Here is a 22671-nt window from a genome sequence, read left to right as displayed (position 1 = left end):
TGGTACACCCGCAGGTCGAACCAGTCCCGCAGCAACGGCACGGTCGCGGTGAAGAGGGTCACGGCGACGGCCAGGGCGACGACGAGAAGCAGCCGCCGCCGGTCGGTGCCCGACAGCCTCATGCCGCCCGCCCCAGGACGGGTGTGCCCGACGTCCGATGCGCCTGCCAGAGGACGACCAGCCCGAGCATCCCGCCCGACACCGCCAGGGCCAGTTGCTCGCCGTCCGGCGGGCCGCCGCTCGGCAGGACGGCGAGGGCGAGGGCGCCGGTCACGGCCGCCATCCGGTGGCGTACGGACGCACTGGGCGCCGCCGCGGCAATGAGGAACAGGCCCCACAGCGCGTACCAGGGGCGGACGGCCGGACCCAGCACGGCCACCGTCGCCAGGCTGAGGCCCAGCGCGTAGACGGGACTGGGGCGTGGGCGGCGCAGCCAGATGACGAGGACGGCCACCGCGGTCACCGCCAGTCCCAGGGCGTGCCAGGCAGGGAGAGCGAACGGCGCGAGATCGCTGCCCAGGTCCCGCAGGAGCGCGCCGGTGGCCCGGCCCAGGACGCTGGTGGGCGACCAGTTCTGCGGGGACACGGGCGTCCTCAGCGCGCCGATCCAGCCGTATCCCGTACCGGCCGCGGCGGTCACGCCGAGGGTGGTGGCGAGCGCGGCGGCCCCGGTCGTGACCGTGGCCTTCATCAGGCCCCGGCCCGCACGCGCCTGGAGCGCGACGACGGCCGCGAGCCCGAGTACGGCAGGAGCCTTGACCAGCGCGGCCAGGGTAACCAGGACCGCGCCGAGGACGGGCCACCGGCCGAGGGCCGCCACCAGACCGGCGCCGAGCAGGCCCAGCATGATGGCGTCGTTGTGCGCACCGGCCACCAGGTGCAGCAGCACCAGGGGGTTGAGCGCGCCGAGCCACAGCGCGGCGGCGGGGTCCGCGCCGCTGTGGCGGGCGAGTTTCGGCAGCGAGGCCGCCATCAGCGCCACGCCGAGCAGCGCGACGACCCGCATCCCGAACAGCCCGGCCGGGACCTCGCCCCGCGTCAGCCCGGACAGCGCGGACGCGACGGCGAGGAAGACCGGGCCGTACGGGGTCGCGGTCCGCCGCCACACCGGTGCCACCTCGTCCGCGAGCGGCCCGCCGAGTATCGCGGGGCCGTGCGTGTACACGTCGAGGTGCGCGTCGACCATCGCGCCCTGGGCCAGGTAGCTGTACACGTCCCGGCTGAACAGGGGCGGCGCGAGCAGCAGCGGCGTGGCCCACACGGCGAGCACGACGAGCAGCGACCGCGGCCCCGGCGGCTCGGGCCCGCGGAGCACGCGCCCCAGCAGGGCCCAGGCGGCGACGAGCAGGACCACTCCGAAGTACACGCCGACCAGGCCGAGTGCCGCGCGCCCGGAAGCGAGCGACGGCAGTTCCCGCACGGGCAGCGCTCCGGCCGTCTCGCCTCCCGCCGCGAGGACGACCGAGCCCGCGAGCCCGAGAAGCCGGCAGTGACGCAGATCGACGGAGAAGTCCTTGGCCAACACCCGGTCAGCGTGGCAACGCGGGGTGGCCGGAAGACGACGCGCCTGTCTCCGCACGGCGGCCGCGGCATGGCCACCGGCCGACCGAACGGCCGCCCACGGGGCGGACCCTAGAACACGGACACGCCCGTGAGCGTCGTGAAGCGGTCCAGGGCGGCGACGCCCGCCACCGAGTTGCCGCGCTCGTCCAGGCCGGGGCTCCATACGCAGAGCGTGCAGCGGCCCGGGACGACGGCGATGATGCCGCCGCCCACGCCGCTCTTGCCGGGCAGGCCCACCCGGTAGGCGAACTCGCCGGCCGCGTCGTACGTGCCGCAGGTGAGCATGACCGCGTTGACCTGCTTGGCCTGGCTCTGCGTCAGGAGGCGGGAGCCGTCCGCCCGGATGCCGTGGCGGGCGAGGAAGCCGGTGGCGAGGGCGAGGTCGGCGCAGGAGGCCTCGATGGAGCACTGGCGGAAGTACTGGTCGAGGAGCACCGGGACCGGGTTGTCGATGTTCCCGTACGCCGCCATGAAGTGGCCCAGCGCGGCGTTTCGGTCCCCGTTGGCGGACTCGGAGGCGGCGACGTCATGGTTGATGGACAGGTGCTCGTTGCCGCTCTCCGCGCGCAGGAAGTCGAGCAGGGTGCCCGCGGCGTCGCCGGTCTGGGAGTGGAGGCGGTCGGTGACGACCAGGGCGCCCGCGTTGATGAAGGGGTTGCGGGGGATGCCGCTCTCGTACTCCAGCTGGACCAGGGAGTTGAAGGGATTGCCGGACGGCTCGCGGCCGACGTGTTCCCACAGCTCGTCGGCCTCGCGGGCCAGGTCCAGCGCGAGGGTGAAGACCTTGGTGATGGACTGCGTCGAGAACGGCTGCCGCCAGTCGCCGACGCCGTACACCGTGCCGTCCAGTTCCGCGACGGCCATGCCGAACCGGTGCGGGTCGCAGGCCGCCAGCGCCGGGATGTAGTCGGCGGGGCGGCCGCGGTCGGGGGCGGCCGCGATCTCGGCGGCGATGCGCTGCAGGACCGGTTCGAAGGTCAAAGGCGAGCTCATGATCACCATAGTGACGGAGTGGGGTGGTCGTTTTTCGATGACGGGTGGTTCGATGACGGGTGGTTCGATGACGGGTGTGGGTGGGGTGTGGCTGGTGGCGCAGTTCCCCGCGCCCCTGAAGGCGCGCCGGCCGTTCGTCGTCGGGTCGGGGCCGCGACGGGGCTCAGACCGTCCGTGAGCCCGCCAGGACTTCGGGGCGGAGCAGCGTCGCCAGGCGGTCCGCCGGCAGCAGCCCCTTCTCCAGGACCAGTTCGGCCACGCCGCGCCCCGTCGCGAGGGCCTCCTTCGCGATGTCCGTGGCCGCCGAGTAGCCGATGTACGGATTGAGCGCGGTCACCAGCCCGATCGAGTTCTCCACGGTCACCCGCAGCGCGTCGGTGTTCGCCGTGATCCCGGCCACGCACCGCTCGGCCAGCGTGACGCAGGCCGCCCGCAGATGCGTGATCGACTCCGACAGCGAGTGCAGGATGATCGGCTCGAACGCGTTCAGCTGGAGCTGCCCCGCCTCCGCCGCCATCGTGATCGTGACGTCGTTGCCGATCACCTCGAAGGCGACCTGGTTGACCACCTCGGGTATCACCGGGTTCACCTTGCCCGGCATGATGGACGAACCGGCCTGCACGGGCGGCAGGTTGATCTCGTTCAGCCCGGCCCGCGGCCCGGAGGACAGCAGCCGCAGGTCGTTGCAGCTCTTGGAGAGCTTCACCGCGATCCGCTTCAGCACCCCGGACATCTGGACGAACGCCCCGCAGTCCTGCGTGGCCTCGACGAGGTTGGCCGCGGTGACCAGCGGCAGCCCGGTGATGTCCGAGAGGTGCCGGCGTGCCGCCTCGGCGTACCCGGCCGGTGCGTTGAGCCCGGTACCGATCGCGGTCGCGCCCAGGTTGATCTCGTGGATCAGCTGGACGGCCTCCGCGAGCCGGCTCCGGTCCTCGTCCAGCATCACCGCGTACGCCGAGAACTCCTGCCCGAGCGTCATCGGCACCGCGTCCTGCAACTGCGTACGGCCCATCTTCAGCACGTCGCGGAACTCGACGGCCTTGGCCGCGAAGGCGTCCTGCAGGACGGACATCGCGTCGAGGAGCCCGCGCACCGCGAACACCGTGGCGACCTTCACGGCCGTCGGGTAGACGTCGTTCGTCGACTGTCCGAGGTTGACGTCCTCGTTCGGGTGCAGGAACGCGTACTCGCCCTTGGCGTGGCCGAGCAGTTCCAGCGCCCGGTTGGCGACGACCTCGTTGGCGTTCATGTTGGTCGAGGTGCCGGCCCCGCCCTGGATGACGTCGACGACGAACTGGTCGTGCAGCTTGCCCTCGCGGATCTCCCGGCAGGCCTCGACGATCGCGGCCGCCTTCCGGGGCTCCAGCAGGCCGAGCTCCTCGTTGGCACGGGCGGCGGCCTCCTTGACCGCCGCGAGCGCCTCGATCAGGTGCGGGTACGCGGAGATCGGCATACCCGTGATGGGGAAGTTCTCCCTGGCACGCAGGGAGTGGACCCCCCAGTACGCCTCGGCGGGGACGTCACGGTCGCCGAGGAGGTCGTGCTCGCTGCGGACGCTCATGTCGGTGCTCGTCTTCTCTCTGATGTCTCTGATGTCTCTGACGGCTGAAGCGGATGGCACGGTGTTCTCGGTGGCCCGAGGTGTACGCGGCGCTGGTCGGTCAGGTGTGCCGGGCCGGTCGCTCCGGCGTCCCCGTGAGCGGGTCGAGGGCCCGCGTCGGCCTGATGTGCCCGACCACCGCCCCGCCCCCGAGGAGCGGCGCCCCGGCGAACTCGGTGAGCGCGGCCGGGTCGACGCCGCAGCGGGCGAGGGCCGCCGCGGTGACCGGTACCCGTGCGCGGTCCGCCCCGTCGGAGATCTTCACGGCGACGGCACGGCCGTCCGGCAGCGCCGCCACCTGCACACCTTCGAAGCCGTCCTTGGTGAGCAGCCCGGGTACGGCACGCATCAGCGCGGCGACGTCACGGCCGGAGCCCGACGCCATCTCGGCGTGCTCGCGCATCGCGTCGGCCACCCGCGCCTCGGGAGTGCCGGGCGGGGCCGCGGTGATCCGGGAGACGGCCCGCGCGAGGCCGTGCAGCGAGACGGCGAACAGCGGAGCGCCGCAGCCGTCGACCGTGACCTGCGCGACGGCCTGTCCGGTGAGGTCCTCGACGATCTCCGCGATCGCCTGCTGGAGCGGGTGCGCGGGGTCGAGGTAGTCGTCGAGCGACCAGCCGTTCAGCCGCGCCGCGTAGAGCATGGCCGCGTGCTTGCCCGAGCAGTTCTGCGCAAGCCTCGACGGCAGCCGGCCGGCCCGGATCCAGTCCTCCCGGACGACCGGGTCGAAGGGCAGGTCCGGGACGTTGCGCAGGTCCTCCTCGGCGAGTCCGGCGAGCTCGAGGATCTGCCGGGTGCCGGCGAGGTGGCGCTCCTCGCCGGAGTGGCTGGCGGCGGCCAGTGAGAGCAGGTCGCCGTCGAGGGGCAGTCCGGCCCGCAGCATCGCCACCGCCTGCACCGGCTTGAGCGCCGAGCGCGGGTAGAAGGCCGCCTCGACGTCGCCGATCTGCAGCTCCACGCTTCCGTCGGCGGCCAGCACGACCACCGATCCGTAGTGGATTCCCTCGATGACACCACCGCGTACGAGATGGGCGACGGGCGCGTGCAGCGGTTCCCGGACCGAGGGGGCCGCGGCGAGCGAACTCCCGCAGCCGGAAAGGGCGTCGGGGCTCACGCGTCCACCCCGCCCTTGCGTACGGCCGAGACCCGGCCCCGGACGCCGTACCAGCCCGCCACCAGTGCCGCCACGATCAGCGGGAGACACAGGACCGTCGTACGGCTCGCTCCCCCGTCGGCGTACATGAGGACCAGCACGGAGACGAGGAAGACGAGGGTGACGAGCTCGGTCCAGGGCGAGCCCGGCAGCCGGTAGCTCGGGCGGTCCAGCTCGCCGTCCTCGGTCTTCCGCCAGAACTGCAGGTGGCAGACCATGATCATGCCCCAGGTGGCGAGGATGCCGATCGCCGCGAAGTTGAGGACGATCTCGAACGCGTCCGCGGGGACGACGAAGTTGAGCCCGACGCCGAGGACGCAGATACCGCTGGTGAGCAGGATTCCGCCGTACGGGACCTGGCTGCGGCTCATGACGCCGGTGAACCGGGGCGCGGAGCCGGACATCGCCATGGAGCGCAGGATGCGGCCGGTCGAGTACAGACCGGAGTTCAGGGACGACATGGCCGCGGTGAGCACCACGAGGTTCATGACGCCGCCGGCCGCGGGGATGCCGATGTTGGAGAGGACGGTGACGAAGGGGCTCTCCCCGCCGGTGTACTTGTTCCAGGGCAGCAGCATCGACAGCAGCAGCACGGAGCCGACGTAGAAGAGGCCGACGCGCCACATGATCGAGTTGATGGCCTTCGGCATGATCTTCTCGGGGTTCTCGGTCTCGCCCGCCGCGACGCCCACGAGTTCGACCGACGCGTACGCGAAGACGACGCCCTGGATGATCAGCAGCATGGGCAGCATGCCGTTGGGGAAGACGCCGCCGTTGTCCGTGATCAGGGACGGGCCGGGGGAATGGCCGTCTACGGGGTGCTGGGTGGCCAGCAGGAAGATGCCGATGAGCATGAAGGCGACGAGCGCGCCGACCTTGATGATCGCGAACCAGAACTCCAGCTCACCGAACATCTTGACCGAGATGAGGTTCACGGTGAGGACCACGGCGAGCGCGATGAGCGCGATCACCCACTGTGGGATGTCGGAGAACATGCCCCAGTAGTGGGTGTAGACGGCCACGGCGGTGATGTCCGCGATGCCGGTGGTGGCCCAGTTGAGGAAGTACATCCAGCCCGCGACATACGCGCCCTTCTCGCCGAGGAACTCCCGGGCGTACGACACGAAGGCGCCGGAGGACGGCCGGTACAGGACGAGTTCGCCGAGGGCCCGGACGACGAGGAAGGCGAAGACTCCGCAGACCGCGTACGCGATGAAGAGGGACGGGCCCGCTTCGGCCAGCCGGCCGCCGGCGCCGAGGAAGAGGCCGGTGCCGATGGCCCCGCCGATGGCGATCATGTTGACGTGCCGGGCCTTCAGGGACTTGCTGTACCCCGCGTCGCCGACGTCGACATGACCGCCCGTCTTCCGTGTCCGCCCTGTCTCTTCTTCGAGGAACTGCTCGCTCACGCCGGGGGTTCGCTTTCCGTGGGGGATACCGCGGGGTCGGTGCGCTCGGGGCGCACGATCGCGGTGAGGGTCGTCTCGACGCGGTCGAGGTGGTGTGCCATGGCCTCGGTCGCGTCGTGTGCGCTGCCGTCGATGAGGGCTTCGACGATGGCGCGGTGTTCGCGGTTGGACTGCTCGCGGCGGCCGCCGAGTTCGTTGAGGAACGCCGACTGACGGGCCAGTGCGTCGCGGATCTCCTCGATCACCCGGCGGAAGACCGGGTTCTGGGCGGCCTGTGCCACGGCGAGGTGGAAGAGCGTGTCCATGGCCACCCATGCGGTGGTGTCGGTCTCGCGCTCCATCCGTTCGAGCAGGTGAGCCAGATGGTCGAGGTCCTCGGGCGTCCTGCGCACGGCGGCGTAGCCGGCCACCGGGATCTCGACGTGCCGCCGGACCTCCATGAGGTCACTGGCCGCGTAGTCGCCGAAGGTGGGGTCCTCGACGGGTCCGCTCGACACGACGAACGTGCCCTTTCCGGTCCGGGACACGGTCAGCCCCATGGTCTGCAGCGCCCGCAGGGCCTCCCGCAGCACGGGCCGGCTGACCTCCAGCCGTCGGCACAGCTCCGCCTCGGAGGGCAGCTTGTCCCCCACGGCGTAGTCACCGCGCTCGATGGCACCACGAAGGTGCCCGAGCACGGCCTCCATGGCACTGATACGCCTGGGCACGGAGCCAGCTGTCTGGCTGTCTGACAGGTTCACGGGGGTGATCCTGCGGGGAACGAGAGGTGACTGTCAAGGGTTTGGGGCCGGCGACCACCGGTCCTCCCCGGGCTGACCGGTGGCTACGCCCAGAGAGCCTCGGCCACCGAGACCCCCGCGAAAGCCGCGCCGAGTCCGGCGGCCAGGCTCGCGAGCACGTTGACCGCGGCGAGGAAGCGGGCTCCGTCCTCGGCCAGGCGCAGTGTCTCGTACGAGAACGTCGAGTACGTGGTGAGGGCGCCGCACAGGCCCGTGCCGAGCAGCAGCTGAAGGTGGGAGGAAGCCGCTCCCGCCGCGGCCGCGCCGGTCAGGGCGCCCAGGATCAGGCAGCCGGCGACGTTCACCGCGAAGGTGCCCCAGGGGAAGGCGGAGTCGTGCCGGGAGCGCACCGCGCGGTCGGTGAGATAGCGCAGGGGTGCGCCGACCATGCCGCCGGCGATCACCAGGACCCAGTTCATGGCGCCTTCCCGCCCTTCCCGCTCGCGTCATCCGGTTCGCCGGCGGCCTCGTCGTGGCCGACGTGCCGGATCGCCTCGCAGTCGTCGAGGAGCAATGCCCCCTCCCCCACCGGTTCCGCGGGCGCCGGCAGCGCGGCCCGCGCACGGTCCGCGGTGTCGACGACGGCGGCGGCCGTCGGCAGGGCCTCGTCCGGCTTCACCGCCGCCGCCCGCGGGCCAGGGCGCGACGCGTCGAGAACACCGCGAGCCAGACCGCCGCGAGCGCCGCGAGGAGGGTGCCGGCGAGGTAGGCGAGCGCGGTGCGGGGGTGTCCGGCCTCGACCAGTTTCTGGATGTCGACGGCGTACGTCGAGAAGGTGGTGAAGCCGCCGAGGACACCTGTGCCGAAGAAGGGCCGCACCAGCGGGTGGGCCGCCCACGCCTCCGTGACGACGACCATGAAGACGCCGATCACGAAGCACCCGACGACGTTGACCCAGAACGTCGTCCAGGGAAAGCCGTCCGTCCGCCAGGGCCAGAGCAGTGCGGCTCCGTAGCGCGCCGAGGCGCCGATCGCGCCGCCCGCCGCGACCACCGCCACGGCCGGCCCCTGCCCTCGCCACACCGAGGGCCGCCGGGCGGGCGCGCAAAGGCCCGCGGGTTCGTCCGCCGCCTCGGAGTGGGGGCTGGTCATGGCGTGTGTCTCCTGGTCGTGGCAGGAGATCAGACTAGCTTCAGCAGGTCAGGACGCGCCCGACGCCTCCTTCGCGATGGCGTCGAAGCGGGCCGCCATCGCCGCCTGGAGCGCCTGGGCCGCCGACAGGGGGCGGACCATGACGGTGAAGTCGTCGATCCGGCCGCTCTCGTCGAAGTGCAGGAAGTCACATCCCTGGAGGGCACGGTCCCCCACGCGCGCCTCGAAGACGAGGGCGAGGTCGCGGCCGTCGGGGTTCGCGATCTCGCGGATGTAGCGAAAGTCCTCGAACACGTGCATGACGGCACCCAGGATCGCCGAGGTGATCGGCTTTCCGGCGTACGGCTTGAAGACCACGGGGCTGGTGAACACGACGTCCTCGGCGAGCAGGTCGACCACGGCCGCGTGGTCGCCGTCCTCGACCGCCTTGCGGAAGGGGTGCATCATCCACCTCATACTCAATATGTTGATTAGGTGTGTCGGACAGTACTCCGGGGTTCCGGCCATCCGCAACGGGTGCGGGGACACCGGGGATACGGAGGCGGCCCGGCGCGGTAGGAAGGAACCACCGACCCGGAGGTGCGCTCGTGTACTACCCGCTGACCGTCCGTGACTTCCTCGACCGCGCGGCCCACGTCTATCCGGACCGCGTCGCCGTCGTCGACGAACCGGAACAGCCCGGGCCCGGCCTCGGCGAGCCCACATACCGTGAACTGGCGGCGCTCGCCCGCGCCCAGGCGGCCAGACTCGACCAGCTGGACGTCCCGGTGGGCGGCCGGGTCGCGGTGGTCTCACAGAACTCGGCACGGCTGCTGACCTCGTTCTTCGGGGTCTCCGGCTGGGGGCGGGTCCTCGTTCCGGTGAACTTCCGGCTCACCCGGACGGAGATCGACTACATCGTCCGGCACTCCGGTGCCTCGGTCGTCTACGCGGACCCCTCCTGCGCGGGCGTCCTCGACTCGCTCGACGTCAAGCACAGGTTCGTACTCGGTGACGACGAGAATCTCTTCCTGCACGGGGCCGAGCCGCGGGAGTGGGCGGAGCCGGACGAGGGCGCGACGGCCAGCGTCAACTACACGTCCGGAACCACCGCCCGCCCCAAGGGGGTTCAGCTCACGCACCGCAACCTGTGGCTGAACTCGGCCGTGTTCGGTCTGCACACCACGATCAGCGACCGTGACGTCTATCTGCACACGCTGCCGATGTTCCACGCCAACGGCTGGGGCATGCCGTACGGCGTCACGGGCGTCGGCGGCCGGCACATCGTGCTGCGGCAGATCGACGGCGCCGAGATCCTGCGCCGCGTCGAGCGGCACGGCGTCACCCTGATGTGCGCGGCGCCCGCCGTCCTGAACGCCGTGCTCGACGCGGCGGCCGACTGGGACGGTGAGATCCCCGGCCGCGACCGGGTCCGCATCGTCTGCGCGGGCGCCCCGCCACCGACACGCACGATCGAGCGCGTGACGGTCGAGCTGGGCTGGGAGTTCATCCAGATCTACGGCCTCACCGAGACCTCGCCGCTCGTCACGGTCAACCGCGGGCGCGCCGAGTGGGACGACCTCGACCCCGCCGACCGGGCCCGCAGGCTGGGGCGGGCCGGCGTGCCCGCCCTCGGCGTACGCGTCGACGTGGACGCGGACGGCGAGGTGCTGACCGCCTCGAACCACAACCTCGACGGCTACTGGGAGCAGCCCGAGGAGACGGCGAAGGCCCAGGCGGGCGGCTGGTTCCACACCGGGGACGGCGGATACCTCGACGACGAGGGGTACCTGGTGATCTCCGACCGCAAGAAGGACGTCATCATCTCCGGGGGCGAGAACGTCTCGTCGATCGAGGTGGAGGACGTCATCACCTCGCATCCCGCCGTGCGTGAGGTCGCGGTGATCGGCATCCCCGACGCCAAGTGGGGCGAGCTGGTGACCGCGCTCGTGGTGACGGACGGGTCCGGTGTCACCGCCGAGGAGCTGATCGCCCACTGCCGTACGCGGCTCGCCGGATTCAAGACACCCAAGCGGGTCGACTTCGTGGAGTCGCTGCCCCGTACGGCGACCGGGAAGCTGCAGAAGTTCAAGCTGCGCGAGACGTTCCGGCGGGACTGACGGCGGGGTCCGCCACCGGGATCCGCCGTCCGCGACCGGGGCCGGCCGTCAGGAGAGGAACGGGGCCCGCCGACCGGCGGGCCCCGCGTCCGTCACACCTCAGGCCGTCACCGGTGGCTGAACCACGCCATCGCGGGCAGCGCCTTGTTGTCGTAACCGAACAGGGCCTGGTTCTCCCAGCCGTTGCCCGAGGAGGGGTCCGCCGGGTCCCAGCCGTTGCCGGTCACCGCCGTCCAGGTGGACTCCCAGTAGAAGATCCCGAGACCGCGGCCGTTCGGCACGGCCTCCACGATGCTCGCGACGTCCTTCATCCACTGCGTCTGGCCGGCCGTCGAGGCCGCGTAGCCGGGGACGAGCTCACCGGAGAGGTCGATGATGTTCTCGTGCGAGTCCTTGCTGTCCAGCCGGAACGGGTAAGCCGTCTCGGCGAGGTACACCGGCTTGCCGTAGCGGGCCGCCGCGTCGTCCAGGGTGGTCTGGAAGTCGGCGAGCGTTCCGTGCCAGTAGCCGTAGTAGGACAGGCCGATGACGTCGAACTTCACACCGTTCGACACCGCGCTGTCGAACCACCAGCGGGTGCCGGACAGGTCGCCGCCCTTGGCGAGGTGCAGGGCCACGGTCGTGCCGGAGCTCACCGCCTTGACCGCGTCGTAGCCGGAGTTGAGAAGCCCGGCGAGCTGCGGCCAGTTCGAGGTCGAGCCCTCGTTCCAGAGCATGCCGCCGTTGATCTCGTTGCCGACCTGCACCATGTCGGCCGTGGTGCCCTGCGCCTTCAGCGCGTTGAGGACGTCGTACGTGTGGTTGTAGACGTCGGTCTTCAGCTGGCTGTAGGAGTGTCCTGACCAGGCGGCGGGCTTGGACTGGGCGCCCGGGTCGGCCCAGGTGTCCGAGTAGTGGAAGTCGACAAGGAGCTTCATGCCCTGCGCCTTGACGCGCTTGGCCATGGCAAGGACGCGCGCCTTGTTGTTGTAGCCGTCGGCCGGGTTCACCCACACCTTGAGGCGGGCGTAGTTCTGCCCGGCGGACTTGAGGATGGCGAGGGCGTCACCGGTCGTGCCGGCGCTGTTCCTGTAGACGCCGCCCTTGGCCTCGCTCTTGGCGAGCGACGACACGTCGGAGCCCTTGACGGGCAGGCCCGCCGTGCCGGAGGTGAAGGTCAGGTCGTCGACGTTGATCCAGTTGCCCGCCTTCGCATCGGAGTTGATGCTGATCGTGCACTGGTTGTTCGTCACGGCGACCGGGGTGACGATCCGTATCCAGCCGCTGGAGGAGACCGGTATGTCGGTGCGCTGTTCCGCGCCGCCGCAGTTCTTGAGCGCGATGTGGGCGGAGTTCTGGCCACCGCCCGAGCGCACCCAGGCGGTGAGCTTGTACGAGCCGTTCGTGAGGCCCGACAGGTACTGGTAGGTCTCGACCTTGTAGGCGGAGGCCGAATAGTGCGTCAGCCGGTAACTGCCGCCGTGGCCGCCGGACTCCGTGAAGGAGGCGGCGTTCTGGCCGCCCGCGGAGTAGGTCGACCAGCCGGCCGGACTCGCCGTGCCGGTTCCGTTCGACTCGAAGCCGGGGTTGGTGAGGGTACTGGCCGCGCTCGCGCTCTGCGCGGGCAGGGCGGTGAGGGCCAGTCCGGCCGCCAGCGGCAGGAGCAGGGCCTTGAGTGTGCGTCTGGGATGGAACATCGTCGTCCGTCGTCCCTTCGACGTGGTGGGGATCCGTACCCCGGTTGTGGGGCGGGGGTGAAATCGGCGGACCGGCTCAGGCGTCGAGACGTACGACCCGTACGCCTCCCGCGGGCACCGCGAGGCACCCCGCGGCCCGTTCACCGGTGAGCAGTTCGGTGCCGGGCGCGTCGAGCGGCACCTTGGCGTCGGCGCCGGAGTGGTTGACCGCGAAGAGGAACGAGCCCGACTCGCCCTCCCGCCGCACCACTTCGACATCCCGCGGCAGCTCGGCGCGCGGTGCGATGCCGGCGTCGTCGGCGGCCCAGCCGAGGAGCGCGTCGAGCCCCTGGGCGGCCAGTCGCGTGGACACGTACCAGGCCGAGCCCTCACCGAGGCGGTGCCGGGTGACGGCCGGGTGCCCGGCGGTCAGCCCGTCGGCGTACGTCCACACGGTCTCGGCTCCGCGCGGCACCACGAACTCGCTCCACACGTCACCGGAAAGGTCGGAGCCGTCGAGTCCGGCGATACGGACCTGTTCGCCCGCGAGCAGCGGGGAGAACTCCTCGACGGTCAGTCCCAGTACGTCCCGCAGCGGGCCGGGGTACGGGCCGTCGTGCACGGCGTCGTGCTCGTCGACGATGCCGGAGAAGTACGAGACGACGAGCGTGCCGCCCCTCTCGACGTACTCCTTGAGGTTCAGCCCGGCGGCCTCCGTCATCAGGTAGAGCGCGGGCACGACGACAAGGGGATAAGCAGACAGGTCGGCTTCCGGGTGGGCGAAGTCGACCGTGAGGTGGCGGTCGTAGAGGGCCTCGTAGAACGCGTCGGCGCGCTCGCGCGGATCGTGGTCCTCGCTCGGACGCCACTGGAGGTTCTGGGCCCACCAGGAGTGCCAGTCCCACAGCACGGCGGCGTCAGCCCGGGTGCGGGTGCCGCGCACCGCGCTGAGCGAGTCGACGGACGCGCCGAGTTCGACCACCTCACGCCAGACGCGCGAGTCGGTGCCGGCGTGCGGCAGCATCGCCGAGTGGAACTTCTCCGCGCCGCGCCGCGACTGCCGCCACTGGAAGAACATGGCGCCTTCGGAGCCCCGGGCCACGTGGGCGAGGGAGTTGCGGGCCATCTGGCCGGGCGCCTTCGCGGGGTTGCGGCTCTGCCAGTTGACACCCGACGTGGAGTGTTCGAGCAGCAGCCAGGGGGCGCCGCCCGCCACGGACCGGGTGAGGTCGGCGGCCATGGCGAGGTTCACGTGCGTACGGCGGCCGTCGGTGATCAGGTAGTGGTCGTTGCTGACGAGGTCGACCTCACGGCCCCACGCCCAGTAGTCGACGGAGTCGCACTGGCTGAGGGCGGTCATGAAGTTCGTGGTGACCGGGATCCCGGGCGAGAGGCGGTGCAGGATCTCCCGCTCGGCCACGAAGTTCTCGCGCATGGTGGCGTCGGCGAACCGCTTGTAGTCGAGTGCCTGGGCCGGGTTGCCGACGGTGGGGGTCACGCGCGGCGGGTTGATCTGGTCGAGATCCGCGTACCGCTGGCCCCAGAACGCCGTGCCCCAGGCCTCGTTGACCGCGTCGATGGTCCCGTATGTGCCGGTGAGCCAGCGGCGGAAGTGGGCGGCGCAGCTCTCGCAGTAGCAGGCCGACACGGGGACGCCGTACTCGTTGTGGACGTGCCACATGGCGAGGGCGGGGTGCTCGGCGTACCGGGTGGCGAGCCGGGTGGTGATGTTCGCGGCGGCCGACCGGTAGTGGGGGTTGCTGTGGCAGATGGCGCCGCGTGAGCCGAACGCGTAGCGGGTGCCGTCGGCGGCCACGGGCAGGGCGTCGGGGTGCTCGCGGTAGAACCAGGCGGGCGGCGCCACCGTCGGCGTACCGAGGTCCGCGCGGATTCCGTTCTCGTGCAGCAGGTCCAGCAGCCGGTCGAGCCAGCCGAAGTCGTACGTGCCCGGCGAGGGCTCCAGCAGCGCCCAGGAGAAGATGCCGACGCTGACCATCGTGACGCCGGCCTCGCGCATCAGCCGGACGTCCTCCGGCCACACGTCCTCCGGCCACTGCTCGGGGTTGTAGTCCCCACCGAAGGCGAGCCCGGTGAGGCCCTTGGGGTTGGTCTCCGGCATGGATTGTCTCCCGCAGTGATTCGATCTGTTGGGAACGTGCACACACAGCGCCGGCGGCGCGGGCCCAACATAACCGCACAGCAACAACCATTGACAAGTGTCCTGGATGTTTCTCTACTGTGAACGCTCACAGAAGCATGGCAGGCCTCCGCAGCAGGCGGTGGCCACGGTCAGGGAGATACATCCATGCCACACACGAAGCTGCGTCGCCTCGTGACCATCTCGGTCGCCGTCACGCTCGGCGCCACCTCTCTTGCCGCCTGCGGCTCCTCGGACGACGGCTCCGACGACGGGGCCGGTTCGGGTCCGGTCTCGCTGACGTACTGGTCCTGGACGCCGGGCATGGACAAGGTCGCCGACCTGTGGAACGAGGGCCCGGGCAAGAAGGACCAGATCAAGGTCACGGTCAAGAAGCAGGCGTCCGGCGACACTCTGGTCACCAAGATCCTCACGGCGCACAAGGCCAAGAAGGCCCCGGACCTGGTCCAGGCCGAGTACCAGGCCCTGCCGACACTGGTCAGCAACGACGCACTCGCCGACATAGCCGGCGACGTGGACGGCGTGAAGGACAAGTTCGCCGAGGGCGTCTGGCAGCAGACCACGCTGGGCTCGGACGCGGTGTATGCGATCCCGCAGGACTCCGGGCCGATGATGTTCTACTACCGCCAGGACCTGTTCAAGAAGTACGGCCTCGAAGTCCCCGAGACCTGGGAGCAGTTCGCGCAGACCGCCCGCGCGCTGAAGAAGAAGTCGCCGGGCACGGACCTGACCACCTTCTCCGCCAACGACTCCGGTCTCTTCGCCGGACTCGCCCAGCAGGCGGGCGCCAAGTGGTGGACGACCGAGGGCCAGAAGTGGAAGGTCGGCATCGACGACGCGCCCACCCAGAAGGTCGCCGACTTCTGGGGCGGCCTCGTCGAGGAAGGCGCGATCGACAACCAGCCGATGTACACGCCGGCCTGGAACAAGGCGCTCAACACCGGCAAGCAGATCGCCTGGGTCAGCGCGGTCTGGGCGCCGGGCACCCTCACCACCGCCGCCCCCGACACCAAGGGCAAGTGGGCGATGGCCCCGCTGCCGCAGTGGTCCGCCACCGACGACGTCACCGGCAGCTGGGGCGGCTCGTCCACGGCCGTCACCACCGACTCGAAGCACAGGTCGGCCGCCGCGAAGTTCGCCACCTGGCTGAACACCGACCCCCAGGCGCTGACCGCGCTCGCGAAGGAGGGCGGCATCTACCCGGCCGCCACGACCGCGCAGACCAGTGACGCCTTCGCCGAACCGCCGGCGTTCTTCTCGAACCAGCCGGACTTCTACACCCGGGCGTCCGCCATCGCGAAGACCACCGCGCCCTCCGCGTGGGGCCCGAACGTGAACGTCGCGTACACCACGTTCAAGGACGCCTTCGCCTCGGCCGCGAAGAACAAGTCGGACTTCGGCGCCGCTCTGAGGACCATGCAGGACGACACCGTCGCCGACCTCGAGAAGCAGGGCTTCGAGGTCGCGGAGTGACAAGCGCACGCCGGAGGTCGTACGGGGTCAAGAGGGCCCCGTACGCCCACCCGTCTCCCACCACCCGCGAACGAACGCGAAGCGCCCCCTACCTCTTCCTCCTCCCCGCGACGATCCTGTTCGCCCTCTTCTTCGCGCTGCCCATCGGCTACGCGGTGTGGCTCAGCCTGCACAAGGTCCAGGTCAAGGGCCTGGGTCTCGGCGCGGGCGCCCGGAGCGAGGTCTGGGCGGGCCTGGAGAACTACACCGACTCCCTCACCGACTCCGAGCTGCTCGACGGAGCGCTGCGCGTGCTCGGGTACGGCGCCATCGTGGTGCCGGTGATGCTCGGGCTCGCCCTGCTGTTCGCGCTGATGCTCGACACCGACCGCGTCCGCCTCGCGCCGTTCACCCGGCTCGCGGTCTTCCTGCCGTACGCCGTGCCCGGTGTCGTCGCGGCGATGCTCTGGGGCTTCCTCTACCTGCCGGACGTCAGCCCCTTCTACTTCGTCCTCGACAGGCTGGGCATGCCGCAGCCGGACCTGCTGGACGGCGGGCCGCTGTACCTCGCGCTGTCGAACATCGCGGTGTGGGGCGGCACCGGCTTCAACATGATCGTCATCTACACCGCACTGCAGGCCATCCCGGCCGAGGTGTACGAGGCCGCGAAGCTGGACGGCGCCACCCCGCTGCAGATCGCGATCAGGATCAAGATCCCGATGGTCGCGCCCTCACTGGTGCTGACCTTCTTCTTCTCGATCATCGCCACACTCCAGGTGTTCAGCGAGCCGACCACGCTCAAGCCGCTCACCAACTCCGTCTCCACGACGTGGAGTCCGCTGATGAAGGTGTACCAGGACGCCTTCGGCAAGGGCGACATCCACTCGGCGGCGGCGACCGCGGTGATCATCGCCTTCGTCACGCTGCTCCTGTCCTTCGGCTTCCTGCGCGCCGCGAACTCCCGTAACAAGCAGGAGGCAGCACGATGAGTTCTCTTGCCGTCCGCAAGGCGGCCCCGGCCGCCGGGACGACACCCGGCACCTCCCAGGGGCCGCCGCTGCGCCGCCGGATCGCCCTCGTCCCCACGGTGACGCTGCTGATCGGCGCGCTCTACTGTCTGCTGCCGGTGGCATGGGTGGTGATCGCGGCGACCAAGTCGGGCAGCGAGCTGTTCTCGACGTTCACGTTCCTGCCGGGCACGGGCTTCACCGAGAACATCTCCGACCTCAACGCCTACCGCGACGGCGTGTACTGGACGTGGATGGGCAACTCCGCCCTCTACGCGGGCCTCGGCGCCCTCCTGTCGACCGTCGTCTCCGCGATCAGCGGCTACGCCCTCGCGATCTACCGCTTCCGCGGCCGCGAGACCATCTTCAACGTCCTGATGGCGGGCGTGCTGATGCCGCCGGTGATCCTCGCGATCCCGCAGTACCTCCTGATGGCCGAGGCCGACCTCACGGATTCGTACGCGTCCGTCCTGCTGCCTCTGATCCTGTCCCCGTACGGCGTGTACCTCGCGCGGATCTACGCCGCCGCGGCCGTGCCCGCCGACGTGGTCGAGGCCGGGCGGATGGACGGGGCGAGCGAGCTGCGGATCTTCACGCGGATCGCGCTGCCGATGATGGTGCCCGGACTGGTGACGGTGTTCCTGTTCCAGTTCGTGGCGGTGTGGAACAACTTCCTGCTGCCGTACATCATGCTCAGCGACGACGAGAAGTTCCCGATCACCCTCGGTCTGTTCACCCTGCTCGAACAGGGCTCCAACACCCCGGCCCTCTACACACTGGTGATCACCGGCGCGCTGCTCGCGGTCATACCGCTCATCGCGCTCTTCCTGGTCATCCAGCGGTTCTGGAGCCTCGATCTGCTGTCGGGAGCCGTAAAGTCGTGACCATGAGCCAATCGGGGGGCCGGCGCCGACCGCCGACGATCCACGACGTCGCGCGCGAGGCGGGAGTCTCACGAGGAACCGTGTCGCGCGTCCTGAACGGCGGACACTATGTGAGCCCCACCGCGCAGGAGGCGGTCAACGCCGCCATCCGCAGGACGGGTTACGTCGTCAACCGGCACGCCCGCTCACTGATCACCGGCCGCTCGGACTCGATCGGCTTCCTGCTCACCGAGCCGCAGGAGAGGTTCTTCGAGGACCCCAACTTCAACGTCCTGCTGCGCGGTTGCACGCAGGCACTCGCGGCGCACGACATCCCGCTGCTGCTGATGCTCGCGGGCACGGAGGACGAACGGCGCCGCATCACGCGCTACATCACCGCGGGTCACGTCGACGGGGTGCTGCTGGTGTCCAGCCACTCCGGGGACCCGGTCGCCGAGCAGCTGCGGGACGCGGGCGTGCCCCTGGTCATGTGCGGCAAGCCCATCGGTGTCGGCTCCAAGGTGAGTTACGTGGCCGCGGACGACCGGGACGGCGCCCGTGACATGGTGCGTCACCTGGTGTCGCTCGGCCGTCGCCGCGTGGGCATGGTGACCGGCCCGCTGGACACCCCCGGCGGAGTCGAACGCCTCGCCGGCTACCGGGAGGTGCTCACCGAGGCGGGCATCGACCTGGACGAGCGGTTCGTCGTGTCCGGCGACTACAGCCGCGCCAGCGGGGAGGCGGGCGCCGAGCTCCTGCTGGAGCGGGTGCCGGACATGGACGCGGTCTTCGTGGCCTCGGACCTGATGGCGCAGGGTGTGCTGAGCGTGCTCCACCGGGCGGGCCGGACCGTTCCCGGGGACGTGGCCGTGGGCGGTTTCGACGACTCCTCCGCGGCGGTCGCGTCGAGCCCCGAGCTCACCACGATCCGCCAGCCCTACGACCGCATCAGTTCCGAGATGGTCCGGGTGCTGCTCGCCCAGATCGGCGGCGAGGACCCGGCGGCGGTGATCCTGCCGACGGAACTGGTCAAGCGCGAGTCCACCTGAGGTCCTTCCGGACTTTCAGGCGGCCTTCAGCGGTGGGGCGAGCAACAGGAGCACGCCCTCCGCCGAGAGGGTCACCGCCTCGGGTGAACCGGGGTCGATGGTGAGCGCGCGGCCTCGTACAGGCCAGTGGGCCGGGATCATGCCCAGGGGCACGAGGTGGTAGCACTGGACGTCCGGCAGAGCCCTGGCCATGCGCTCCTCGGACGTGAAGACGAGGACGGCCCGGCCGGTCAGCGGGAGGGTCAGCCGTGCGGGCTTCGTCTCGTCGGCCGGCACCAGCACTCTGGTGCCGGCCAGCCGCGTCCTCGCATCGCCGTCCAGGCCGTTGTGGGCCAGGACGCTCAGCGCGCGCAGGATCACGTCGGACGTGTCTTCGGAGGTGGTCGCTTCGTCGAGTGGGCCGTTCATGAGGATTCCGCTCGTGCCTCGCGGTCGGGACCATTCTGTGCCCGTCCGCGTCGAGTGTTTCTCGCATACCCGTCGCCCGCACGCTCATGCGAGACCCGGACAGATGCCCTGTACACTGAGTGACTGCGAAGGGGAGTAGTCCTGCGAACCGGTCGTCGACACACTGGAGCCCTCGGGTTCCCGGTGGCCGGGCCCGTGTGATCACACGGGTGGACGAGACCTTCGGCCAGGCATTGCCGTGCCCGCGATCCCGCGGCGCATCCCGTCATGCCGGGCCGATCGGTTCTCCCGTCGCCCCAGCCGAGGGCGCTTCGCGAAGATCCGGGGGCCCGGTCCCTACAGAAAGCCACCGGAATGCATCTCGACCCTCTGGCGATCCTCACCGCCTTCGGGCTGATCTTCCTCGCCGAGCTGCCCGACAAGACGATGTTCGCGTCGCTGGCCATGGGCACCCGTATGCGGCCCCTCTACGTGTGGTTCGGTACGTCCACCGCGTTCGTCGTGCATGTCGCGATCGCCGTCGGCGCCGGCAGCCTCATCGGCCTGCTGCCCGACTGGACCGTCAAGTCGGTCTCGGCCGCGCTCTTCGCGTTCGGCGCGTTCATGCTGCTGCGCGGGGACGGGGACGACGACGAGGAGGACTCCGGCGGCCGGACCGTCACCGGCTTCTGGCCCGTGTACACGACCGCCTTCATGGCCGTCTTCATCAGCGAGTGGGGCGATCTGACGCAGATCACGACCGCCAACCTCGCGGCCACGAACGGCGTCGCCTCCGTGGCGGTGGGCTCCGCCGCCGCCCTCATGTCGGTCTCCGCGCTCGCGCTGCTGGCCGGCCGCTTCATCGCCAAGCGCGTGCCGCTGAAGACGGTGCAGCGGATCGGCGGGATCTGCATGCTCGGCCTCGCGGTCTGGTCGCTGGTGGAGATCTTCACGGGCTGACCGTCCGCCCCGGGACGACTGGTCAGGATCGGAGAAGCGGGCTCGTACCACCCGGTCGTAGCGTGATGACACCGGCGAGAAACCGGTGGGAACCGGCACCGACGCCGGTGGTATCACGACAACGGAGGAGCCCGTCATGGCCGAAGGCCTCAAGACCATCACCTACCCCGTCAAGGACCTCGCCCGGGCGAAGACGCTGTTCGGCGCACTCCTGGGAGTGGAGCCGTACGTGGACGAGGCGTACTACGTGGGCTTCCGGGCGCCGGGGCGGCCGGAGGTAGGTCTCGACCCCCACGGTCACGCCAAGGGCCTGACCGGTCCCGTCCCGTACTGGCACGTCGCCGACATCAGGTCGAGCCTGGCCGCTCTCGTCGACGCGGGCGCCGAGGTCGTCCAGGACGTCCAGGACGTCGGCGGCGGCCTGCTGATCGCCTCCGTGAAGGACGCGGACGGCAACGACGTCGGTCTCGCCCAGGAGGCGTCCTGAGCAAGGTGACCAACTGCATGCAGCTGCACTAGTTGCACGCTCAATAAATGGCCTTTTCTCTGTTACCGTGCGGACATGGCAGCAGAAACGGCCCCTCCCCCGCTCGAGGACCAGTGGCGGGACATTCTGTCGGTGCACGCCCGCACCATGTGCGAGATCGACCGCGAGCTCCATCCGCACGGTCTGGGCGCCAGTGACTTCGAGGTGCTCGACATCCTCGTGTCGAGCACCTCGGCCGCCGGCGCGGACACGGACTCGGACGCAGACGCGGGCTCGGGCTCCGATGCGGGCTCGGGCCGGCTCGAACAGTGCCGGGTGCAGAACATCGCCGACCGGGTCCATCTGAGCCAGAGCGCCCTGTCCCGCCTGATCGGCCGCCTGGAGAAGGACGGTCTGGTCGAGCGGAGCGTCTGCCGGGAGGACCGGCGCGGGGTCTGGGTGGCCCTTACCCGGAAGGGACGCGACCTGCACACCGAGGTGCGTCCGCTGCAACGCGCGGCCCTGGCCCGTATGTTGACCGACACCGGCTCGGGCTCGGGCTCCGGCTCCGGCTCCGGCTCCGGCTCCGGCTCCGGCTCCGGCTCCGGCTGAATCTCCCCACCGGGCGCGGGAACGGCGTACTGGCACGTCCCCGGGCGAGCACGGTGGAGAAACACCGGGAGCAGCTGGGGTCAGGGACCGGACGTGCCCCTCGGCGCACGCGTTGCGGCAATGCCCGTGCGCGGCCCCGCCCCTCCGGGCATCCTGGACCGGGCATCAGCCTCCCCACAGCGACGACCCGCATGAGGTCACCACGGCCACCCCGGTGCCGTGGCGGCCGAGGGCGCCGTGCGAAGGACCGCGCAGGCTGCGTCAGGGGGCATCACAGTGACCGGCGACGAAGAGCGCAGGACCGGGTTCAGCAGTTACGCGACGCGGCGCGTGGACGAATCCCTCGACGCCATCGCGGACCACTACTACGACCTCCGTCTCGAAGTACCGGGCCGGCCGGAGGACTTCCTCACCCGGCTCAGCGTGGTCGGCCTCGGCTCACTGACCGTGGGCGACGTCAGTTTCGGCACCGAGGTGACGATGGGCTTCACGGAGCCCCGGGTGTACCACGTGGCGGTGCCGCTCACGGGCCGCTTCAGCTGTCGGCAGGGATCCGGGGCGACGGCGTACGCCGTTCCCGGGCGCGCCGTGTTCCTCCATCCGGAGCGCGGGATCCGTGTGGACGACTGGTCGGCCGACTGCCGGGTCCTCACCGTGAAGATCGAGATGCCGGCCGTCCACGAGCGGCTGGAGGCGCTGCTCGGCAGGCCGCCGCGCCCTTTCCCGCGTTTCGAGCCGTACATCGACATCTCCGGTGGTCCCGGGCTCAGTTGGGCGAGCCTCGCACAGTGGTGTCTGCTGGAACAGGACGTGGCGGGCGGGCTGCTGCGCCGGCCCTTGATCCAGGCACGGACCGAGCAGCTCCTTCTCGAAGGGATGCTGTACGCGTCCGGCCATTCCTACCGCGAGGAGCTGGAGGCTCCCGTGCGGGCCCTGCGGCCCGCGACGGTCAGGCGGGTCATGGAGGTCATCGAGGAGCGGCCGGCCGAGCACTACGACGCGGCGCGACTGGCCGCCATATCCCAGGTCGGGGTGCGCGCTCTCCAGGAGGCCTTCCGCAAACACGTGGGAATGTCCCCCACGGCCTACGTCGCCGAGGTGCGCCTGCGGCGAGTGCACGAGGCACTGCTCTCGGCCGATTGCGCGACGGTCACGGTCACGGAGGTGGCGTACCAGTGGGGGTTCGCCCATCTCGGGCGCTTCGCGCAGCGCTACCGGGCCCGGTTCGGGGAGTCACCCGCGCAGACGCTGCGATCCGGGTGACGCGAGGCACCGCGTATTTCGGACAGGGACCGCGCTTCGCGGAGCGATTCCAGCACGACGGAGTCCTACCGTTGATCACGGCGCCCGTGCGCCGGGGATGAGCGGTGTCGG

The 22671-nt window shown here is 70.6% G+C and carries 22 protein-coding genes; 9 read left to right on the top strand and 13 right to left on the bottom strand.

The window, feature by feature from the left end:
• Nucleotides 1-118: 118 nt before the first annotated feature.
• The 10 genes from mptB to KUF83_RS26420 all read right to left on the bottom strand — a co-directional run bounded on the left by mptB (nt 119) and on the right by KUF83_RS26420 (nt 9033).
• Nucleotides 119-1726 carry a polyprenol phosphomannose-dependent alpha 1,6 mannosyltransferase MptB gene (mptB, locus tag KUF83_RS26465; protein ID WP_217457435.1) on the bottom strand — a complete coding sequence of 536 codons (1608 nt, stop codon included), beginning with the start codon at nt 1724-1726 and terminating at the stop codon, nt 119-121.
• Nucleotides 1633-2565: a glutaminase gene (locus tag KUF83_RS26460; protein ID WP_217457434.1), complete on the bottom strand. Its 933-nt coding sequence runs from the start codon at nt 2563-2565 to the stop codon at nt 1633-1635. Before KUF83_RS26460 ends, mptB begins: the two co-directional genes overlap by 94 nt.
• A gap of 154 nt (nt 2566-2719) precedes the next feature.
• On the bottom strand, nt 2720-4117 hold the full coding sequence (aspA, locus tag KUF83_RS26455; protein WP_217457433.1) for an aspartate ammonia-lyase: 1398 nt from the start codon (nt 4115-4117) through the stop codon (nt 2720-2722).
• 100 nt (nt 4118-4217) lie between these two features.
• Nucleotides 4218-5270 carry an asparaginase gene (locus tag KUF83_RS26450; protein WP_217457432.1) on the bottom strand — a complete coding sequence of 351 codons (1053 nt, stop codon included), beginning with the start codon at nt 5268-5270 and terminating at the stop codon, nt 4218-4220.
• Complete coding sequence (locus KUF83_RS26445) at nt 5267-6718, bottom strand: amino acid permease (protein ID WP_217457431.1); 1452 nt, start codon at nt 6716-6718, stop codon at nt 5267-5269. Before KUF83_RS26445 ends, KUF83_RS26450 begins: the two co-directional genes overlap by 4 nt.
• Nucleotides 6715-7458: a FadR/GntR family transcriptional regulator gene (locus tag KUF83_RS26440; RefSeq protein ID WP_217457430.1), complete on the bottom strand. Its 744-nt coding sequence runs from the start codon at nt 7456-7458 to the stop codon at nt 6715-6717. The genes KUF83_RS26445 and KUF83_RS26440 overlap by 4 nt, the downstream gene beginning before the upstream one ends.
• A gap of 83 nt (nt 7459-7541) precedes the next feature.
• On the bottom strand, nt 7542-7916 hold the full coding sequence (crcB, locus tag KUF83_RS26435) for a fluoride efflux transporter CrcB (protein WP_217457429.1): 375 nt from the start codon (nt 7914-7916) through the stop codon (nt 7542-7544).
• A complete protein-coding gene (locus KUF83_RS26430) occupies nt 7913-8116 on the bottom strand; it encodes a hypothetical protein (RefSeq protein WP_217457428.1) in 204 nt (67 codons plus the stop codon). The genes crcB (KUF83_RS26435) and KUF83_RS26430 overlap by 4 nt, the downstream gene beginning before the upstream one ends.
• Nucleotides 8113-8589, bottom strand: a complete 477-nt coding sequence (crcB, locus tag KUF83_RS26425) for a fluoride efflux transporter CrcB (RefSeq protein WP_217457427.1) — start codon at nt 8587-8589, stop codon at nt 8113-8115. Before crcB (KUF83_RS26425) ends, KUF83_RS26430 begins: the two co-directional genes overlap by 4 nt.
• A 48-nt stretch (nt 8590-8637) precedes the next feature.
• Nucleotides 8638-9033 (bottom strand): nuclear transport factor 2 family protein, encoded by a 396-nt coding sequence (locus tag KUF83_RS26420; RefSeq protein WP_217457633.1) that lies wholly within the window; start codon nt 9031-9033, stop codon nt 8638-8640.
• Nucleotides 9034-9176: 143 nt separating this feature from the next.
• Here KUF83_RS26420 and KUF83_RS26415 point away from each other — a divergent pair, with 143 nt between their 5' ends.
• On the top strand, nt 9177-10688 hold the full coding sequence (locus KUF83_RS26415; RefSeq protein WP_217457426.1) for an AMP-binding protein: 1512 nt from the start codon (nt 9177-9179) through the stop codon (nt 10686-10688).
• 107 nt (nt 10689-10795) lie between these two features.
• Here the strand turns inward: KUF83_RS26415 and KUF83_RS26410 are convergent, their stop codons facing one another.
• Together KUF83_RS26410 and KUF83_RS26405 are read right to left on the bottom strand one after the other, a co-directional pair.
• A complete protein-coding gene (locus KUF83_RS26410; RefSeq protein ID WP_217457425.1) occupies nt 10796-12364 on the bottom strand; it encodes an arabinogalactan endo-1,4-beta-galactosidase in 1569 nt (522 codons plus the stop codon).
• 76 nt (nt 12365-12440) lie between these two features.
• Nucleotides 12441-14462, bottom strand: a complete 2022-nt coding sequence (locus KUF83_RS26405; RefSeq protein ID WP_217457424.1) for a beta-galactosidase — start codon at nt 14460-14462, stop codon at nt 12441-12443.
• A gap of 186 nt (nt 14463-14648) precedes the next feature.
• On the opposite strand from KUF83_RS26405, the gene KUF83_RS26400 reads away from it, so the two are divergent.
• From KUF83_RS26400 to KUF83_RS26385, 4 genes are read left to right on the top strand one after another with little or no spacing between them, the layout of a single operon-like run.
• Nucleotides 14649-15974 (top strand): extracellular solute-binding protein, encoded by a 1326-nt coding sequence (locus KUF83_RS26400; RefSeq protein WP_217457423.1) that lies wholly within the window; start codon nt 14649-14651, stop codon nt 15972-15974.
• The gene (locus KUF83_RS26395) at nt 15971-16942 is read left to right on the top strand and encodes a carbohydrate ABC transporter permease (protein WP_217457422.1); all 972 of its coding nucleotides are present in this window, start codon (nt 15971-15973) and stop codon (nt 16940-16942) included. Before KUF83_RS26400 ends, KUF83_RS26395 begins: the two co-directional genes overlap by 4 nt.
• Nucleotides 16939-17844, top strand: coding sequence for a carbohydrate ABC transporter permease (locus KUF83_RS26390; protein WP_217457421.1), 906 nt, complete (start codon nt 16939-16941; stop codon nt 17842-17844). The genes KUF83_RS26395 and KUF83_RS26390 overlap by 4 nt, the downstream gene beginning before the upstream one ends.
• On the top strand, nt 17841-18872 hold the full coding sequence (locus KUF83_RS26385; RefSeq protein ID WP_217457420.1) for a LacI family DNA-binding transcriptional regulator: 1032 nt from the start codon (nt 17841-17843) through the stop codon (nt 18870-18872). The genes KUF83_RS26390 and KUF83_RS26385 overlap by 4 nt, the downstream gene beginning before the upstream one ends.
• A 15-nt stretch (nt 18873-18887) precedes the next feature.
• Here the strand turns inward: KUF83_RS26385 and KUF83_RS26380 are convergent, their stop codons facing one another.
• Nucleotides 18888-19280: an SseB family protein gene (locus KUF83_RS26380; protein WP_217457419.1), complete on the bottom strand. Its 393-nt coding sequence runs from the start codon at nt 19278-19280 to the stop codon at nt 18888-18890.
• A gap of 354 nt (nt 19281-19634) precedes the next feature.
• Here KUF83_RS26380 and KUF83_RS26375 point away from each other — a divergent pair, with 354 nt between their 5' ends.
• The 4 genes from KUF83_RS26375 (at nt 19635) to KUF83_RS42845 (ending at nt 22560) form a co-directional block, all read left to right on the top strand.
• Nucleotides 19635-20219: a TMEM165/GDT1 family protein gene (locus KUF83_RS26375; RefSeq protein WP_217457418.1), complete on the top strand. Its 585-nt coding sequence runs from the start codon at nt 19635-19637 to the stop codon at nt 20217-20219.
• A gap of 136 nt (nt 20220-20355) precedes the next feature.
• Nucleotides 20356-20706 carry a VOC family protein gene (locus KUF83_RS26370; RefSeq protein ID WP_217457417.1) on the top strand — a complete coding sequence of 117 codons (351 nt, stop codon included), beginning with the start codon at nt 20356-20358 and terminating at the stop codon, nt 20704-20706.
• A gap of 75 nt (nt 20707-20781) precedes the next feature.
• Nucleotides 20782-21297 carry a MarR family winged helix-turn-helix transcriptional regulator gene (locus KUF83_RS26365; protein WP_217457416.1) on the top strand — a complete coding sequence of 172 codons (516 nt, stop codon included), beginning with the start codon at nt 20782-20784 and terminating at the stop codon, nt 21295-21297.
• Nucleotides 21298-21573: 276 nt separating this feature from the next.
• Nucleotides 21574-22560 (top strand): AraC family transcriptional regulator, encoded by a 987-nt coding sequence (locus KUF83_RS42845; protein WP_217457415.1) that lies wholly within the window; start codon nt 21574-21576, stop codon nt 22558-22560.
• The last annotated feature ends 111 nt before the right edge of the window (nt 22561-22671 follow it).

This window comes from Streptomyces sp. BV286 (assembly GCF_019090165.1).
Lineage (GTDB): Bacteria > Actinomycetota > Actinomycetes > Streptomycetales > Streptomycetaceae > Streptomyces.
Note: the sequence above shows the minus strand (reverse complement) of the source record. Positions and strands in the feature narration are given on the sequence as shown.